This window comes from Exiguobacterium sp. s16, assembly GCF_018618115.1.
GTDB lineage: Bacteria > Bacillota > Bacilli > Exiguobacteriales > Exiguobacteriaceae > Exiguobacterium > Exiguobacterium mexicanum_A.
Genome location: NZ_JACSLM010000004.1, coordinates 144,079 through 161,446 on the forward strand (window position 1 = coordinate 144,079; position 17,368 = coordinate 161,446).

General features: G+C 53.9%; 16 protein-coding genes. 7 read left to right on the plus strand and 9 right to left on the minus strand.

The features are described 5' to 3' along the window. Positions 1-155 precede the first annotated feature (155 nt). Both KNP86_RS09625 and KNP86_RS09630 read left to right on the plus strand, forming a co-directional pair. Positions 156-1,391 (plus strand): exo-beta-N-acetylmuramidase NamZ family protein, encoded by a 1,236-nt coding sequence (locus KNP86_RS09625; RefSeq protein WP_214754050.1) that lies wholly within the window; start codon positions 156-158, stop codon positions 1,389-1,391. A 113-nt stretch (positions 1,392-1,504) separates the two neighbouring features. Continuing rightward, a complete protein-coding gene (locus KNP86_RS09630) occupies positions 1,505-2,425 on the plus strand; it encodes a CAP domain-containing protein (protein ID WP_214754052.1) in 921 nt (306 codons plus the stop codon). A gap of 40 nt (positions 2,426-2,465) precedes the next feature. Here the strand turns inward: KNP86_RS09630 and KNP86_RS09635 are convergent, their stop codons facing one another. Together KNP86_RS09635 and KNP86_RS09640 are read right to left on the minus strand one after the other, a co-directional pair. Continuing rightward, positions 2,466-2,663: a CsbD family protein gene (locus KNP86_RS09635; RefSeq protein ID WP_034778818.1), complete on the minus strand. Its 198-nt coding sequence runs from the start codon at positions 2,661-2,663 to the stop codon at positions 2,466-2,468. A 55-nt stretch (positions 2,664-2,718) separates the two neighbouring features. Next, positions 2,719-3,117: a hypothetical protein gene (locus KNP86_RS09640; protein WP_058764353.1), complete on the minus strand. Its 399-nt coding sequence runs from the start codon at positions 3,115-3,117 to the stop codon at positions 2,719-2,721. Between the two features lie 146 nt (positions 3,118-3,263). Here KNP86_RS09640 and KNP86_RS09645 point away from each other — a divergent pair, with 146 nt between their 5' ends. From KNP86_RS09645 to KNP86_RS09655, 3 genes are read left to right on the plus strand one after another with little or no spacing between them, the layout of a single operon-like run. Continuing rightward, the gene (locus KNP86_RS09645) at positions 3,264-4,196 is read left to right on the plus strand and encodes an ABC transporter ATP-binding protein (RefSeq protein ID WP_034778822.1); all 933 of its coding nucleotides are present in this window, start codon (positions 3,264-3,266) and stop codon (positions 4,194-4,196) included. A 5-nt stretch (positions 4,197-4,201) separates the two neighbouring features. Next, positions 4,202-5,341 (plus strand): ABC transporter permease, encoded by a 1,140-nt coding sequence (locus KNP86_RS09650; RefSeq protein ID WP_251130486.1) that lies wholly within the window; start codon positions 4,202-4,204, stop codon positions 5,339-5,341. Beyond that, on the plus strand, positions 5,328-6,428 hold the full coding sequence (locus KNP86_RS09655; RefSeq protein WP_214754056.1) for an ABC transporter permease: 1,101 nt from the start codon (positions 5,328-5,330) through the stop codon (positions 6,426-6,428). The genes KNP86_RS09650 and KNP86_RS09655 overlap by 14 nt, the downstream gene beginning before the upstream one ends. Positions 6,429-6,470: 42 nt before the next feature. On the opposite strand, the gene KNP86_RS09660 is transcribed toward KNP86_RS09655, so the two are convergent. Beyond that, positions 6,471-9,155, minus strand: a complete 2,685-nt coding sequence (locus KNP86_RS09660; RefSeq protein ID WP_353048168.1) for an HD domain-containing phosphohydrolase — start codon at positions 9,153-9,155, stop codon at positions 6,471-6,473. A gap of 201 nt (positions 9,156-9,356) precedes the next feature. Between KNP86_RS09660 and KNP86_RS09665 the strand changes: the two genes are divergently transcribed. Together KNP86_RS09665 and chrA are read left to right on the plus strand one after the other, a co-directional pair. Further along, on the plus strand, positions 9,357-9,665 hold the full coding sequence (locus KNP86_RS09665; RefSeq protein WP_058764359.1) for a PadR family transcriptional regulator: 309 nt from the start codon (positions 9,357-9,359) through the stop codon (positions 9,663-9,665). Between the two features lie 5 nt (positions 9,666-9,670). Then, positions 9,671-10,855: a chromate efflux transporter gene (gene chrA / locus KNP86_RS09670; RefSeq protein ID WP_214754058.1), complete on the plus strand. Its 1,185-nt coding sequence runs from the start codon at positions 9,671-9,673 to the stop codon at positions 10,853-10,855. A gap of 35 nt (positions 10,856-10,890) precedes the next feature. On the opposite strand, the gene KNP86_RS09675 is transcribed toward chrA, so the two are convergent. From KNP86_RS09675 to wecB, 6 genes are all read right to left on the minus strand, one after another. Further along, the gene (locus tag KNP86_RS09675; protein WP_214754060.1) at positions 10,891-11,394 is read right to left on the minus strand and encodes a YdcF family protein; all 504 of its coding nucleotides are present in this window, start codon (positions 11,392-11,394) and stop codon (positions 10,891-10,893) included. A 101-nt stretch (positions 11,395-11,495) separates the two neighbouring features. After that, positions 11,496-12,908, minus strand: coding sequence for a glycosyltransferase (locus KNP86_RS09680; protein WP_034778835.1), 1,413 nt, complete (start codon positions 12,906-12,908; stop codon positions 11,496-11,498). A 37-nt stretch (positions 12,909-12,945) separates the two neighbouring features. Next, positions 12,946-14,187, minus strand: a complete 1,242-nt coding sequence (locus KNP86_RS09685) for a DHHW family protein (protein WP_214754062.1) — start codon at positions 14,185-14,187, stop codon at positions 12,946-12,948. A gap of 18 nt (positions 14,188-14,205) precedes the next feature. Beyond that, positions 14,206-15,639, minus strand: coding sequence for an MBOAT family O-acyltransferase (locus KNP86_RS09690; protein WP_034778837.1), 1,434 nt, complete (start codon positions 15,637-15,639; stop codon positions 14,206-14,208). 24 nt (positions 15,640-15,663) lie between these two features. Next, on the minus strand, positions 15,664-16,143 hold the full coding sequence (locus tag KNP86_RS09695) for a hypothetical protein (protein WP_034778840.1): 480 nt from the start codon (positions 16,141-16,143) through the stop codon (positions 15,664-15,666). Positions 16,144-16,219: 76 nt separating this feature from the next. Beyond that, positions 16,220-17,326, minus strand: a complete 1,107-nt coding sequence (gene wecB / locus KNP86_RS09700; RefSeq protein WP_034778842.1) for a non-hydrolyzing UDP-N-acetylglucosamine 2-epimerase — start codon at positions 17,324-17,326, stop codon at positions 16,220-16,222. Positions 17,327-17,368: the final 42 nt, after the last annotated feature.

Genomic DNA, 17,368 nt, shown 5'->3' on the forward strand with positions numbered 1-17,368 from the left:
AAGCCATCGGAAAATTCCGATGGCTTTTTAGGTACAATGAATCAAATTAAGAAATATAATTTCCTATTTATGTTACATATCATTGAATTAAAAATACAAAATGGTACACTTTCGAGTAAGTAGTGAAGCGCTTACATTTTAGAGGAGGAACTGTTATGAAGAAATGGATTGGCGGTCTCGCCGCCCTCACGCTCGTCACGTCATCAGTCGTATTGCTCGATGCCGATGCCAAGTCTGTCCCGAAAAAGCCGAAAGTCGAGCTCGGGGTCGACCGGTTGATGGACAATCCTGAAATCTTGGCGGGTAAACGAGTCGGACTGATCACGAATCCGACCGGGGTCGATGCCAACATGACGAGCATCGTCGACTTGTTCCACAACTCCGATGATTTCGAACTGACGGCACTGTACGGACCGGAGCACGGCGTCCGCGGTGATGCACAAGCCGGATCGACGATCAGCTCATACATCGATGAAGTGACGGGGCTTCCGGTGTATAGCCTGTACGGCGCGACGAAGAAACCGACGGCCGAGATGCTCAAAGACGTCGATGTGCTCGTCTTTGACATTCAAGACGTCGGCACCCGCTTCTACACGTACATCTACACGATGGCGTATGCGATGGAAGCCGCGGCCGAGAATGACATCCCGTTCGTCGTCCTTGACCGGCCGAACCCGCAAGGCGGGCTCCGCGTCGAAGGACCGGTGCTCGACCCGGCCTATTCGAGCTTCATCGGCCTCTATCCGATTCCACTCAAGCACGGCATGACCGTCGGTGAGCTGGCACGCTTGTTCAACAAAGAATATCAGCTTCAGGCCGACCTCGAAGTCGTCAAGATGAAGGGCTGGAAGCGCTCGATGCTATATGAAGATACGGGACTTCCGTTCGTCATGCCGTCCCCGAATATGCCGACGACGGATACGGTCAACGTCTATCCGGCGACCGGTTTGTTCGAAGGGACGAACTTTTCGGAAGGACGCGGCACGACGAAGCCGTTCCAGTTGATTGGTGCCCCTTACGTGAAGGCGCATGACTACGCCAAGACGTTGAACGAACTCGAGCTTCCGGGCGTTACGTTCCGCGCTGCCTCGTTCACGCCGACGTTCTCGAAGAACGCGGGCAAACTGTCGCACGGCGTCGAAGTGTATGTCACCGAGCCATCGAAGTTTGAAGCGGTCAAGACCGGCATCGCCATGGTCAAGACGGCGCACGACCTGTATCCGGACGACTTCGAGTTCCTCGCCAACGACTTCATCACGAAACTGACTGGGAACGCCTACGTGAAAGACATGATCCTCGCCGGTGAGTCGCTCGAGGCGATCATGGACAAAGTCGACGCCGAGCGCGATGCGTTCTTGCCGATTCGGAAAGAGTATTTGCTGTACAAATGACAACTAGGCAGGCTCAACGGAGTCTGCCTCTTTTTGTAATCAAATGGTAATACCCATCATCGCCCTATTCAATATATTATATGGTTATATTATCGAAAAAGGAGCTTCCCATTTTGAAAAAACCTGCCTCAGTCTTGCTCGCTGCCGCCTTGGCGACTGCGTTCACATTTACCCCGCCGATACCGCTCACCGTCAATCCGACGACGGTCGAGGCGTCTTATCGTGAGACGGCCGTCAATACGAAAGGTTCCGTCACGGGAATCAGTCAAATCAACGTCCGGAAAACACCATCAAGCTCAGCGACAAGTTTAGGTAAACTTGATCGGAACGGCACGATGATGGTCCGGACGTCGTTCACGACGAACGGGGCCCGATGGTACAAAATCCAATGGGGCACAGGTTACGCATACGTTCCGGCCGCATACGTCAAGCTATCGACAGCCGAAGTCGCGTTCACGAAGACAACGTACGTCGCCCCGTCGAGCGTCTACTTGAAGTCGCGTCCGCTCACGACCTCGCCGAACGTCGTGTTCCTCCGCCAAGGGATGAAGCTCGAGACGATCTCGTATCGGTACACGGGCACGACGCGCTGGTATAAAGTACGCGTCGGGACGAAGACGGGTTATATCTTAGCGAAGCACATCACGTTTAGAGCACCGGCGAGCGGGGTCTTGGCCGAGACGAATGAAGAGCGCCAGGCGGCCGGTTTGTCAGCGCTCTCCGCGTCGAGCGAGGCGAACCGCGTCGCCCAAGTCCGGGCCGACGAGATGGCACGGACGGGACAGTTCTCGCACCAGCTCCGTGAGAACGGAAGCCCAGGGAATACGCTCGACGCCTACAACGTCAGCTATCGCAGTTGGGGTGAGAACATCTACATGGGATCGAGCGACCCCACGCAAGCCGTCAGTGCCTGGATGAACTCGACAGGTCATCGCGCCAACATCTTGAACGGAAACTTCACCCACCTCGGTGTCGGCGCCGCCAAGAACGCACAAGGGTCGACGATTCACGTCCAAGTCTTTTTGACGAAATGAAAAACCGGGAAGTCGCATTGATCGCGATTTCCCGGTTTTTTTAGCGGCGTTCGTCTTTCAGGCTTTCAAGGTTTTGTTGGGCCTGGCCCGTCTTCTCTTTGGCCGTCCCTTTCACCTGGTCTTTTTGTCCTTCACGTTTGAGCGATTGATTGTCCGACGCTTTGCCGACCGCTTCTTTCGCTTTGCCTGCCGCCTTATCGATTAAGCCATCGACTTTTTTGTTAAGTCCGTCTTTCATGTGAATCTCCTCCTCGTGATATCATGTCTAATTCATGTACCACTGTGAGAAAAACTCAAACATAATGCTCTTTGACGAGCACCCGGAAACGCGGTCGAACGGTCAGCTCGATCGTCGTCACCGTGCGGTTCCGATCCTCGTTCATGACGATCAACAGCTCGCCGTGGTCGCGCCGATCCTCAAGCACCTCGACTTTCCCGACCGTGCGGAGGAGCTGATAATAGAGCAACTCCCCCGTCGCGTCTTTCACGTTCACCTCGAACTCGTGATAACTTGGTGAGATTTTGAAGTAGAACGACTCTGCCCCGTTCGAGAAACGGAACACCGACTCGTCGTAATAAAACGGGAGTGTCGTGTCCATCCGTTTCGGCTCGACCGTACAAAACAACGCCCACGCCATCTCGTCCGGAAACTTCTCACTCGACTCTTCTTTATTGAACTGCCACTTTTTCATCGCGATCCCCCACTTCGACTTCCATTAATTGTCTGAATAATTAGACTATTATATTTCATTCGGCAACGGGTTCGGAAGTTCCTGCAAACGGGAACAAAACCTTGTACGCTATTTCACGTTCTGGAGTTGAAAGGAGTTGCGTCCACGTGTCCATCATCGCCCTCGATCACGTCACAAAACGGTTCGGTGAGACGATTGCCTTGAATGATTTTTCACTTCACGTCGAGGCCGGCGAACTGTTCGGCCTGCTCGGACCGAACGGGGCCGGCAAGACGACCGCCATCTCGGTCATGCTCAACCTATATCCGGCCGACAGCGGTTCAATCAAAATCTTCGACCACGCGATGCCGAAGGACGAACTGACGATCAAACGGCGCGTCGGCATCGTCCCGCAGCACGTCTCCGTGTACGATCAGCTGACCGTCTTTGAAAACATCCAATTTTTCGCTGAGCTATATGGCTTCAAGCCGTCTGAAGCGAAACAAAAGACCGAGGCTGCCCTCGACTTCGTCGAACTCACCGCGCATCAAAAGAAACGTCCGCCGGAACTGTCCGGGGGGCTCCTTCGTCGTCTCAACATCGCCTGCGGCATCGTGCACGAGCCCGAACTCATCTTCATGGATGAACCGACCGTCGCCATCGATCCACAGTCGCGCAACACCATCCTCGAGAACATCCGCGAGTTGAATCGACGCGGGGCGACGATCATCTACACGTCCCACTACATGGAAGAAGTCGAAATGCTCTGCGACCGCGTGGCCATCGTCGATGAAGGGCGGATTATCGCCGAAGGGACGCAAGACGAACTGAAAGACCAAGTCATGACGCTCGAGACGGCCCGCATCAAAGTCGACGCTCTCACCCCAGGCCTCCTCGAACGTCTCGAATCGCTCGAGCGAGTGAAGAAAGTCGATTACGAGGAACCGTTCCTCGAAGTGTCGCTCGAGAAAGACACCCCGCTCGCCCCGCTCCTTGACGTGCTCCATGACGAACGGGTCCGTTTCACCTCAATCACCGTCGACCGTCCGTCCTTGAATACCGTCTTTCTGGCTCTGACCGGCAAGACACTTAGGGAGTGAGTCCGATGAAACTATGGACGTTCATCAAATACGATGTCAAACAGCAACTGCGTGATCGCTCGACCATCTTTTGGATGCTCATCTTCCCAATCATTCTCATCTTCGGACTCGGCACGATGTTGTCGGCCATCTTCAACAGCAACTTCTCGCTCCCGGTCACGGACGTCGCCTACGTCGAACAGTCGACCGACGACTATCGAGTACCGCTCGAGACGTTCCTCGCCGACGATGACATAAAAGAGTTTATCCGTCTCGTCCCGTATGACAGTCTGGCCGCGGCCGAGACCGGCGTGAATGACGGTGATGCCGACGTCATTCTCCACTTGGACGGTCCTGACGTGCGCTTACTGTACGAGGAACCGTCGACGATCGAGTTCGATGTGCTCGAGGCCGTGCTCCGGCAATATACGGACGTCGCCAATCAGCAAATCACACTCGCTGAGACGGGTGTCTCCGCCCCGTTTACGCCTGAGTCGTTCATCGACAGTGAGAGCGTCGACTTGTCGGGTCGGACCCCGACGTCACTCGAATATTTCACCGTCACGATTTCCATCATGACAGCGCTGTTCGGTGCGTTCTACATCACGGGCATGCTCAGTGAGGAGCAACCGATGACGGGGAGCTATCTTCGGATCCAAGCCGCTCCCGTCAAACGAATCGAATATCGCCTGGCCCGCAGCTTGAGCCGATACACGCTCATCTTCCTGCAACTTGTGCTCGTGTTTTGGTTCAGTCACTTCGTGTATCGCAGCTTCTCGCTCGACTACGTTCACTTCAGTCTATTGTTCCTATCTTGGCTCGCCCTCGCTTTATACGGTACGGCGTTTGGTTTCTTCATCTCAAGCTTACCCCGTATCTCGCGCGCGACGAAAGACGCGATTGTCAACGGGTTCGTGGCCATCATCATGATTCTCTCTGGCGGCTATGTCCCTGGTTTCGACCAAGTGACGCTGAGCGTCGTGCCGTGGGCTAAGTACGTCTTCATGCCGATTTTCATGCGGGAAGGGATGCTTCAGGTGCTCTTGCGCGGCGGAGACACGTCCGTGTTTTGGCAAAGTCTCGGTTGGCTCGCCATCCATCTGTTCGTCTTTGCCGGGATCAGCCTGCTGCTATGGAAAGGGGTGAACCGCCGTGGTGCTATTTAGACATGTCGCCAAGCGTATGCTTCGGAAAAAAGGGCTATGGGTGTTCACGTTCGTCTCCGTGTTCGGGTTCGCCCTCATCCTGTCGTTCCTCAGTTCGACGTCCGCCTTGAACGCCTCGATTGGCATTCTCGACCGCGACGGCGGAACACTCGCCGGTCGCGTGATTGAAGAAGCGGGACGGTTCGGAGAGGTGACACCGCTTGAGACCGATGAGACCGACGAGGCGTTGCTACAAGGACAAGATATCGTCTTAGTGATTCCGGACGGATTCTCCGAGGCGCTCTTGGATGGCGAGACGCCGCGATTGTCGTTCAGTGCGACCGAAGGGAGTGATGCCGCGTTGATTGAACAAGCGCTCAATTCACACTTGTCCCGTGAGCGACAACTATTGATCGCAAGTGAGTTTGACGAGGAACGGTTCACCGAGCTCGCCGAACGTGAGACGGAAAACGGCTATACCCTCTCGAGCGAGCCGTTCCAACAGAGCGTGGCGACGACGGCGCGGACGCAGGCGTTCCTCGGCCTCTTGTCGTTCGTCATGATGTCGGCGTTCCTTCAGTTCATTCCGTTGTTCGTCGCCGACGACCGGGACGAGAAGATTTATTCGCGCTTATTTGCGGCCCCGGTCACGCCCCGGCGTTACATCGGTTCGCTGTTCGTGTCGTTTTGCGCGGTCGGGCTGCTCTACGTGCTCATGTTGCTCGCCTTCAGCGCTGTCCTCTATCGACAGGACATACTCGCGCACCTACCTGTCCTCACGCTGTTGTTTATCGTCTATTTATTCGTCTGTCTCGCCATCGGTTCGCTCATCGCCATCCTGGCGACGAACCGGGAGAAAGCGAACATTTGGCAGACGTCCGTCACGATGGCCGCTGCCATCACCGGCGGCGCCTTCATCAGTCTGACATGGCTACCTGATACGCTCCAGGTCGTCGGACGCTTCTTGCCGACGTACTGGTTCAATTACGGGGTCGCCCAAATGTACGAGGACCATTTCCCACTTCAATCCGTCCTCATCATGCTCGGGATGGCGCTCGCTGTCTTTCTCCTCAGCGCCTGGACGTTGAAGAAACGGCCGCTCACATGAAAAAGGAGAGCCGCGACGGCTCTCCTTTTTATAATGCTTCAATCACCTCTGCAACGTCGGCACGACTTTCTTGAAGAACACCTCGACGAGTTCGGGGTCGAACTGTCGGCCTGCTTCTTCTGCGATGACCGCGAGCGCTTCGTCGAGCGTCTTCGCTTTCCGGTATGGGCGTCCCGTCATCATGACGTCGAACGTGTCCGCAATCGAGATGATGCGTGACGCGAGCGGAATCTGCTTTCCGCTGATGCCTTTCGGATAACCGTTCCCGTCCCATCGTTCATGGTGGGCGAGCACGATTTCCGACAGTGGACCATACTCCGGCACCGTACTCAAGATGTTGTAGCTCACTTCGGGATGACGTTTGATTTCACGCCATTCGGCCTCGGTCAACGTGCCCGGCTTGTCTAAAATCTCATTGCTGATCGCGACCTTGCCGATATCATGCAGTGTCGCCGCCGTGACGAGTTCGTTCACATCGGCACTCGTGAAGCCCATCGCCTGTCCGAGTTGCCGCGACAGCTCGGCGACGCGTTGCGAATGTGCTTCCTCTCGCGGGATTTTCTCATAAAGCGTTCGCATGATGAGCTGAATCGAGTAATGCCTCCGACTTTGTTTTTCAGACACTTTATGGTGATACATCCGGTCCTCGGCCAAATTGAACACTTCCGCGATGGAGAGCGCGTCATCTTCCTTTACCGCTTCCCCGAACGATGCCGAAATCGGCAGCCCTTCGATCGATTTGGCGAGGAACAGTTGGCTCAGGCGATCGGACAAGCGGTTCGCCTCTTCAAGTGACGTATTCGGCATGATGATGACAAACTCATCCCCACCGATTCGAGCGACCGTATCCTTCCCTCGAATTTCACGTTTGAGCGTCATCGTCGCCTCGATCAACAAACGATCCCCGACGAGATGACCGAACGCGTCGTTCGTCAGCTTCAACCCATTGACATCGACGACGATCAAGGCGAGCGGATAATAGTCCGGCTCGTCGTACGTGATGAGCGCCTCATCGAAGTAACGGCGATTCTTCACCCCGGTCAACTGGTCGTGATAACTCAAATACTCGATTTCCATCTCATATTTCTTCTTCTCGGTCACGTCACCGATATAGCCGTGCCAAAGGACGTGCCCTTCATCAAGCTTCTCTGGACGCGACGATCCTAAAATCCACGTCGTCCGGCCGTCGGGCGTCAGGACACGAAACTCCGCATCCCAAATCGTCAAGTTCTCGTACGACGTCTCAATGCTCGCCATCACGTTCGGATAATCTTCGGGATGGATTTTTGAGAACACGAGACCCGGGTCTTGTTTCATCTCCTCGAACGTAATACCAGTCAGCACCTCGAATCCTCGGCTAAAGAATGGGAAGTGGAAGCTGCCGTCCGGGCGCCGCTCGAACTGATAGATGGCACCGGGCACTTGATCGGACAGCTTCGTGAGCAATCGGTCCCGCTCGGCGAGTTCTTCCTCGAGTTGGACGCGTTCCGTCACGTCTTTGGCGACGGCGTAAATATAGTTGCCTTGGACTTTTGAATGCCACTCGATTGATCGATAGTCTCCATCGATCGTCCGGTATCGGTTGACGAAACGGAAGATGTCCTTCCCTTCTTCGAGCAAGGCGAACGCTTCATTCGTCTTCTCGACGTCATCGGGATGAATCAGGCTCGTGAAGTCCATGTTCTCGAGTTCTTCGAGCGGAAACCCGAGTACACGCTCCCACGCCACGTTCAAATGGAAAATCTCATGATTGGTCAGGGACATGATGCACTCCAAGTCGACGGTCGCGAACCCTTCGAACATCGACTCTTTTGCATCCCCGATTTGCCGGTCCGCTTTCGTCATCTGTTCGAGGATGTGCACGATATACAATTCGACGAGCCCAAGGCGGCTCGCCTCTTTATTTCCTTGCATGACAATCGTCAAATCCCCGTAAAAGACACCGTCCTTCTCGATTTTAAACAAGACGACTTGGCCAAGGTCAAAAATCCGTAAAATATTTTTGATCAGTCGTTTCGGCAACACCCCGTCGACGAGCGGTAAAATGTCGTCGAACACGATTGGGCTCGGTGCCTCGAGTAACTTGGATCGTTTCGAGCTCATCGGCCATTTGCGGCCGACCGGATGGAAGCCTAGCACATCGAGACTGCGCTCGAGCAGTTCATCAATGCCCGAGAGCGCCACGGTCGAGTACGTCTGTCCATCATCGTCGACTAAATTGAGCGTCACGGCCTTGGCACCGGTGAACCCTCGAATCTGGTCGAGGAAATGTTGGTTCATCAACAATTCTCGTCCGGTCGTCACGAAGCGGTGCGACACGTTGACGAGTTGTTTCAGCGCATTGTTCTCTTGGACGTGCGGTGTGATGTCGTGGAACAGCGTCGACACATGACCCGGACGCTCGCTAAAGACAGACAGTTCATACCAGGCCTTGTTGCGACGTGAGAAATGTTCGAACGTGATGGCTTCGCCACTGCCGACGGCCCGCGCGACTTGGACGATCCATTCCCGTTCGCTGTATTCAAAATCTTTCAACTTGTCGGTGATCCGTCCACCGAGAAACTGTTCGCGCTTTGCTTTCATGATGCGCTCGAACGCTTCGTTCACTTCATGAAACTCGTAATCGACGGGCTCCCCCGCCTCATCGTAGAGCACTTTAAACTCGACGTAGCCTTGGGGCATATGGCGCAACAAGGATTGAAATTTGGTCTGGTCTAAGTCTGCCACGTCGGTCCCTCCTCCGTTCAATTCTACTTTTCAGTTTACCTCATTTCTTACAAATTCCCTATATTTTCCGAATCGATTCTCACCAATATGCGCACATTAAGTTTTTGTAAATGACACCTCTCGGCTTGCACCTCCCCATCTCGATTGTTAGTATGATTACGAAAACCGATATCGAAAACCGATTTTAAGGAGATGATGCACGTGGAAGACCGCGTTCTTCGAAAACTGTTTCTCGGTTTTATCCATATCCATATCTTGCACCACGCCTCTGAACACCCGGTGTACGGAGCATGGATGGTCGAGGAGCTCCGCGAGCACGGCTACTCGATCAGCGCCGGCACGCTCTATCCGATTTTGCACTCGATGGAACAAGACGGTCTGCTCGTCCGGACGAACGAGCTCGTCGAGGGTCATATCCGGAAGAATTACACGACGACCGAAAAAGGCCTCGTCGTCTTGGCGGAAGCCCGTCAAAAAGCGTATGAACTATTCAAAGAAATTAAGGAGTGAAGCACATGTCCAACCAACGCGTAACGTTCAAAACGTTACTTGAGATTTTATTCGTATCAACCCGGCTCGGCCTGACCTCGTTCGGCGGACCGGTCGCCCACCTCGGCTATTTCCATGAGGAGTACGTCCGCCGTCGCAAATGGATGGACGAACGCGCCTATGCCGACCTCGTCGCCCTCTGTCAGTTCTTGCCGGGTCCGGCGAGCAGCCAGGTCGGTATCGGCATCGGTATCGTCCGTGGCGGCATCCTCGGCGGGATCACGTCGTTCATCGGGTTCACGGCCCCGTCCGTCATTGCCCTCATCTTATTCGCCCTATTGGTATCGGGACTCGACGTCTCAGACGCGGGCTGGCTTTATGGATTGAAAGTCGTCGCCGTCGCCATCGTCGCCCACGCCATTCTCGGAATGGCCGGTAAATTGACGCCGGACGCGAAGACGCGGACAATCGCGTTCTTCGCACTCGCCGGAGTCCTGTTATGGCAGACGACCTATAGCCAAGTGCTCGTCATCTTGCTCGCCGGACTTGCCGGGTTCTTGCTGTTCAAACCGCAAAACCTCGACGTCAAGTCGGCTTCGTTCCCGCTCTCGAAACGACTCGGGGCGACGCTCCTCGGCCTGTTCGGGGCGCTCCTCGTCATCTTGCCGATCTTACGGGAGACGATCGAGAGTCAATCGGTCGCCATGTTCGATAGCTTTTACCGCGCGGGGGCCCTCGTCTTCGGCGGCGGCCACGTCGTCTTGCCGCTGCTCGAGCGTGAACTCGTACCGGCCGGTTTCTTAAGTGAAGAGGCGTTCCTCGCCGGTTACGGGGCCGCCCAAGCCGTACCGGGACCGCTCTTCACATTCGCGTCTTATCTCGGGACGGTCATCAATGGCGTGCCGGGAGGTCTGCTCGCCACGCTTGCCATCTTCTTGCCGGCGTTCCTGTTGATCCTCGGCGCCTTGCCGTTTTGGGATGCACTCCGTCGCAACCCGAAAGTCGCCGGTGCGCTCATCGGTGTCAACGCTGCCGTCGTCGGGATTTTGATCGCCGCCTTCTATCAGCCGATCTTCACGAGCACGGTGAACGGTGCGGTCGACTTCGTCTTCGCTGCTTTCTTGTTCGCCATGATCGCGTATTGGAAGATGCCGCCTTGGGCGCTCGTCATCGTCGGCGTCATCGGTGGGATGATGATTGGTACGTTATAACACGAAAAAGGGACTTCTTCGCGAAGTCCCTTTTGTCATGGCCGCCATTTCCAGCGCATATAGTTGATGAACAGCTTCACGTACGCCAACTGTTCACGGACGACGTACTTCAATTTCGTTGCCGTCGGCGTTCTCGCATACAGTGCGTCGATCGAGAGCCCAAAGTACAGGCGTCCGACGAGCCGGGCCCGCCTCACATGAAAGTCGTTCGTGACGACGGTCAGACCAGACTCTCCACTCCAAATCGAACGGCTGAACAGAAAGTTCTCATACGTCGACGTCGACTCCGCCTCGATATGGATTCGCGCCGCATCAATGCCACGTGCCATCAACTCCCGGGCAATGACGCGCGCTTCCGCCATCCCTTCATCGGGTCCTTGCCCGCCAGAGGCGATCAGCTCGACGTGTGGATATAGGTTCGCATATGCGGCCGCCGCTTCAATCCGGTGCATCAAGGCCTGGGACGGTTGAATCCCGTTCACTTTTGCACCGAGGACGAGGACGTAGCGATACGTGCCGTCAGCGTTTCTTTGTGCCATCTCTCTCACCTGCCTCGGGATGATTATAGCAATCTTTTTAAAATCGAGGGACAACGAAGGACCGATGGAATTTCCACCGGTCCTTCGTTATAGCCGCCAAGTCACATAAAGAACTTACCAATCGGATGTGATTTCGCTTTGTCGAGTTGTTGCTTCAACGTCTCGATTTCTTTAGCCAAACCTTCTTTCTCAGATTCAAGTTGCTTCACCGTCGTTTCAAGGGTGGACACTTGCTTGTCCTTGTCACGATTCGAACGGTTCGCCGCAATTAAGTCACGTTTCACTTGGTTCGTGTTCTTACGGGCTTGATCTCGTTCTTCTTTCGTTTGCTTACGGAGCGCTTCTTTCTTATCGAGCTTCCCTTCTAACAACTGGGCCGCCCGGTAATAGTTGAGCTGTTCGTAACGGCTGTACGGATACACCGCCTCCACTTCGACAGCAGGCCCGCCATCGGCGATCACTTCTTGAAGCAATTGCTCCAGACGAGTTTGGGGGACCACGTCTCGGAATTCTTGGTCGACCAACTCGGCTGAGAATGTCGAGAGTTCAGCCCGGTACGACTCGTCCTGTAGGCGCTTGATTTCATCACCAATCGAGCCGCTCTTATAGCCGTCATACTTTTTCCCGATACCGCCAAAGTTAATTTTAGCAGCGTCACGCCATGACTCTGGAGTGATCAAGCCGTGGTAGCCTTTACTGCCGACGGCAATCGTTGGCTTTCCGACAGCCATGGCTTCTAGTGCCGCTCGACCTGGAGCGATAATAAAGTCGGCTTCGCTCATCGTCTCTGGAAGCTCTTCCTGACTGAGCCAGCCGAGCCATTCGATTTTTTGGTTCGTCCCTTCAACGGTCTCTTTATACCGAGCCTCGTACTTCTCGCGCTGAGTCCCGTCTCCAATCACATACCAATCAATCGGCATTTGTTGGACGCGCTCATCTTTCAAACCGTCTAAAAAGACGTCTAAAATAAACAGCTTATCTGGGTCAATGCGGGATGAGAACATTCCGACGAGACGTTCTTTCTTACGCGCTGGTTTTTTCGGTTGGAACAAATCCGATACCCCGTTCAAGATGACTTCTACTTTCGGGGCAATCTGTGGACAATGCTCCACCAAATACTCCGCGATCTTATCAGACACGGCAATGACTTTTGAGATACTCGTATGGTACTGATCGATGTCATCGTGATACATCCCATGAATGACGAGCACGAACGGAATATTCTTTGCCTCCGCCACCGCTACACCGAGTTGGCGCGAGTTGAACGGGTGGGCATAGACGACGTCGAACGGCAATTCAATCAACTGCTCGATCACGTCTTTGACATTCTCGTTCGTATAGTCCGTCTCGATGACGGTCCCGCCGAGCGAGCGAATCTCATCCGCAAACGGACCTGGTTTCGAGACGACCGTGATATCGTGTCCATGTTTACGTAAATGGCGGACCGACGCTAAAATGTGAAGGTGCAGCCCACCCATCGCCGAGTGGAAAAATACAGGTAACAGAATCCTCATTTGATTGATCCCTTCTCAATTTCGTGTGATATACAGCTTAGAACGAATCTTCGTAATCCCCAGACATCCCGGAGATGCGGTCGTTATGCATGAACAAGACGAGGTCGACATCGTTCTCTTCGACGTAGTCCGTGATATCGACTTTGCCTTCCGCGTAGCGGACGTCAATAGCCGACACCGTCCCGAACGATTCACCGAGGAAGCCGAGCACCGGGTTGGCGTACGAATCCTTCAAGACGAGCACGTGCAAGTCGTTGACTGGATCTTTCTGCTCGATGCGCAGCTGTCCATAGTTGTCCTTCATGAACACTTTATAGAAGTCAGAGAACCGCGCCGTCTCTTCGGCTTCTTCGCGGGCGATGACAGAGTGGCCGCAGTCATCACCGTTCCGGCAGACCTCGGTCGTGAAGCCATCTTTCGGTTCCAACCATTCCAAGTAGTCGAGTCTCTCGACGTACGGGAGTGAGATTTCACGGGCGTGCGAGCCGAAGTACGGTTGGTCGATCTTGTACGTCTCCATATCGGACGCCTCAAGTTTCGGTACATCCTTATAGTCTTCTTGGAGCCGCTCGATGATTTGTTGATACCCAAGGAAAGCCCCGTGGACGTTCCAATGGTGGTCATTGTAGAAATAGATGTCTTCCATCGGTTGATTGAAGATTGTCTCGCCGAGGTCGATGAGTTCGAACTCGGCCCCTTCGACCGCGTCATGTAGATTGCCGCGGCTCTCCAAGTCCCCGCTCATGACGTAATCCGGAATCAACTCATTTTTAGAGGCGAAAGCCGGTTTACTTGGAGCTGAGGCGAAGTAGACCGGGACGTCCTGTTCTTGCATCGCCTCCCCGAATTCCGGGAACAGGCGCTTCATGTTGTCAAACCCGCGCACCGGCTCGTCCGGACTGATGAGCACATCATTATCGAGGGCGAGCACCCCGTTATTGACTTGTTGTCGGAAAACGTTCTTTTGGAAACCGGCCTGGAGCCCCATCCAACGGTCACGTTGGAACACTTGGTCACTCGAATAGGTTTCAAACGCTTCCATATAGGAGCCATCGCGCACGGCCTTGACCGATGCTTCCGGTTGTTGTGCGAGTTCACGCCCTTCTAACACGGACACTTCCCGATCTTGACCGAACCAATACGTGGCCAGACCGAGAAAAAGTACGCCTAGAAACACACCGAGCAATAGAAAGTCAGCGAACCAGGACTTTTCGAGCCCTTTCGGTTTTTCTTTGATCGGGCGTGGACCAGGCTTTCGAGAATCTAACGGCTTCTGCATCGTATTGCTCCTTTCTCTTTAGAAGCGGAAGTAGATAAATGGATTGAACGTGCTCGACACGATATACGAAATCGATAAGAAGAAGAGCACGGTCACGCCCGTCACACGGACGAGTCCGACGATGCGACGAGTCGTCATCGATTTCGTCTCATCGAGTTCTTGGCTCAATAGTTTCCCGACGACGATGCGCGGGATTGGCGTTGCCCCTATGATGGCGATCGTGAGGACGACACCGTATTGAACCAAGTAGTAGAGCGCTTGTTGGTCGAATAGCGGACCGCCGTGAAGACCGAACATCGCCTGTAAATAACTGATCGCATATGGGAAATCGTCGGCTCGGAAGAACACCCAACCGATGATGACGACGAACAGCGTGAACGATAGCGATAGCCAAGACGGCATCGCTTTCAACCATTTCCCAAGAAATGCACGTTCGAGCATGATGAATACCCCATAGTATACACCCCAGGCGATGAACGTCCAGCTCGCCCCGTGCCATACACCGGTCAAGAGCCAGACGATGGCCAAGTTACGATACGTCTTCCACTCGCCTTGGCGATTTCCGCCGAGCGGGATGTAGACGTAGTCTCGGAACCAGCTTCCGAGAGACATGTGCCATCTGCGCCAAAACTCCGAAACGGAACGTGAGATATACGGGTAGTTAAAGTTCTCTAAGAAGTGGAACCCAAACATGCGCCCTAGCCCGATGGCCATATCCGAATAACCTGAGAAATCGAAGTAAATTTGGAGCGAATAGGCGATGACCCCGATCCAGGCGAGTGTCGTCGACATCTCGCCGGCCGGCATGCCGAAAATCTGGTCGGCGACGTAGCCGGCACTGTTCGCTAAAATCATCTTCTTTCCGAGACCGATGACGAAGCGCTGAATCCCAGACACGAAGTCATCAATCGTCTCGCGCCGGTCGACAATTTCATCGGCGACCGTCTGATAGCGGACGATCGGTCCGGCAATCAATTGCGGGAAGAACGAGACGTAAAGTGCCAAGTCGAAAATGTTGCGCTGGACTTGACCGTCTTTGCGGTACACGTCGATGACATAACTCATCGCTTGGAACGTGAAGAACGAGATGCCGAGCGGGAGCGGGATTTCCGGGTCGTTCAGCGAGAAGCCGAGGACGCTGTTGACGTTCTCGACGAAGAAGCTCGCATATTTGAACACCCCGAGCATCCCTAAGTTCCCGAGCACCATGAGCGTCATCCATAACTTGATTTTCTTTTCATGTTGTCGGTCACGATCGACGAGCCGTCCGAAGACGTAGTTCATCACAATCGACGCGAGCATGATCAAGACGAATCGCGGTTCGCCCCATGCATAGAAAAACAGACTCGCGGCAAGCAAAATCATATTTTTGACGGGACGCGGCGAGATGAAGTACAAACCGATGACGATCGGCAAGAAATAGAATAAAAAGACGGTTGAACTAAATAGCATCTGAGTTAGTCCCTTCCTACAAGATTACTCCTCAAACGAGAGATATAAATCGTCGAGTCGAATGGTCCGGGGCTCCGTCGTCTCAATCACATACTTGTAAGAGAGTTTGAAATACTCCGCACCTTCGACTTGAGGAATCGACTCCTCGATCTGGTTGACGCCCGGGTTGAGCGTCAACTTGAAGCGTTTGTTCGAGACACGTTCCTTATCTTTATATTGCATGAAATACATCTCGAGCTTCACGGTCGCATCGCTGAGCACGTGAATCTGTGTATCGAGGCCAATTGTCTTACAAGGGTCCATCTTGGCGTCGGGTAAAAACATTTGTGACGGCGGGATTTCAAATTTCAAATCGAACAGTTGCACATAAATCGAGTCGGACTCACTCTCCGGCATGAACGTAACTTCTGTCTTATACCCTTCTTCACGCATCCGTAAATGGTCTTTTTGAAAGCCGCGCGGATAATAATGATAAATCGCAGGGCGAATTCGTTTGACTGCCATATCGTTTCCTCCGTTTATAAGAAAAGAGTCGCCGTACGCATGTACGAGACAACTCTTATTCTTTTACATTAAGTTATTAGAAATCCGTTGCCAAAATGGCGTCGACGATGCGTCGTGACGCTTCCCCGTCACCGTAAGGGTTCGAGGCTTTCGACATCTTCTCGTAAGCCGTTGCATCCGAAAGAAGCTCATCAGCGAGACCGAAGATGACTTCTTCCTCGACACCAGCGAGTTTCAACGTACCAGCGGCCACGCCTTCCGGACGTTCCGTCGTATCACGAAGGACGAGGACCGGAACACCGAGTGACGGTGCTTCTTCTTGCACGCCGCCTGAATCCGTGAGGATCAAGTGCGAGATTGACGCATAGTTGTGGAAATCGAAGACGTCGAGCGGCTCGATCAAGTGAACACGGTCGATGTCGTGCAAAATCTCGTTAGCGAGTTCACGGACGACCGGGTTCATATGGACCGGGTAGACGACTTCGATATCATCATACTTCTCGATCAAACGACGGACGGCACGGAACATGTTGCGCATCGGCTCGCCGAGGTTCTCGCGACGGTGGGCCGTGAGCAAGACGAGACGGCGGCCTGATTCACGGATTGAGTCGAGCAACTCGTTCGTGTAGTCTTCACGGACCGTCGTTTTGAGTGCGTCGATGGCCGTGTTGCCCGTGACGAAAATCTTGTCTTCCGGTTTGTTTTCACGAAGCAAGTTCTCTTTCGACGTTTCCGTCGGTGCGAAATGAAGGTCGGCCATCACGCCTGTGAGCTGACGGTTCATCTCTTCCGGGAACGGTGAGTACTTGTTGTACGTGCGAAGACCCGCTTCGACGTGTCCGACCGCGACTTGGTTATAGAACGCCGCGAGCGATGCCGCGAACGTCGTCGTCGTGTCACCATGGACGAGGACGATATCCGGTTTCGTTTCAGCGATGACTTCACCCATGCCTTTGAGCACGCGTGACGTCACGTCATACAACGTTTGTTTGTCTTTCATGATATCCAAGTCGTAGTCTGGCTTGATTTCAAACAACTCGAGCACTTGGTCGAGCATTTGACGGTGTTGCGCCGTGACGACGACGATCGGTTCGACCCCTTCACGTTTCTTCAACTCGAGGACGAGTGGTGCCATTTTAATCGCTTCCGGGCGTGTCCCGAAGACAGTCATTACTTTTTTCATCGATTCGCTAACTCCTCTTCTGTGAGCGGCGGCAAGATATAC

What these genes read in the sequence shown, in the direction of transcription:
- KNP86_RS09625 (WP_214754050.1), top strand. Translation starts at nt 156, where the DNA reads ATGAAGAAATGGATTGGCGGTCTCGCCGCCCTCACGCTCGTCACGTCA.
- KNP86_RS09635 (WP_034778818.1), bottom strand. Translation starts at nt 2,663, where the DNA reads ATGAAAGACGGACTTAACAAAAAAGTCGATGGCTTAATCGATAAGGCG.
- KNP86_RS09640 (WP_058764353.1), bottom strand. Translation starts at nt 3,117, where the DNA reads ATGAAAAAGTGGCAGTTCAATAAAGAAGAGTCGAGTGAGAAGTTTCCG.
- KNP86_RS09650 (WP_251130486.1), top strand. Translation starts at nt 4,202, where the DNA reads ATGAAACTATGGACGTTCATCAAATACGATGTCAAACAGCAACTGCGT.
- chrA (WP_214754058.1), top strand. Translation starts at nt 9,671, where the DNA reads ATGTCCAACCAACGCGTAACGTTCAAAACGTTACTTGAGATTTTATTC.
- KNP86_RS09675 (WP_214754060.1), bottom strand. Translation starts at nt 11,394, where the DNA reads ATGGCACAAAGAAACGCTGACGGCACGTATCGCTACGTCCTCGTCCTC.
- KNP86_RS09680 (WP_034778835.1), bottom strand. Translation starts at nt 12,908, where the DNA reads ATGAGGATTCTGTTACCTGTATTTTTCCACTCGGCGATGGGTGGGCTG.
- KNP86_RS09685 (WP_214754062.1), bottom strand. Translation starts at nt 14,187, where the DNA reads ATGCAGAAGCCGTTAGATTCTCGAAAGCCTGGTCCACGCCCGATCAAA.
- KNP86_RS09690 (WP_034778837.1), bottom strand. Translation starts at nt 15,639, where the DNA reads ATGCTATTTAGTTCAACCGTCTTTTTATTCTATTTCTTGCCGATCGTC.
- KNP86_RS09695 (WP_034778840.1), bottom strand. Translation starts at nt 16,143, where the DNA reads ATGGCAGTCAAACGAATTCGCCCTGCGATTTATCATTATTATCCGCGC.
- wecB (WP_034778842.1), bottom strand. Translation starts at nt 17,326, where the DNA reads ATGAAAAAAGTAATGACTGTCTTCGGGACACGCCCGGAAGCGATTAAA.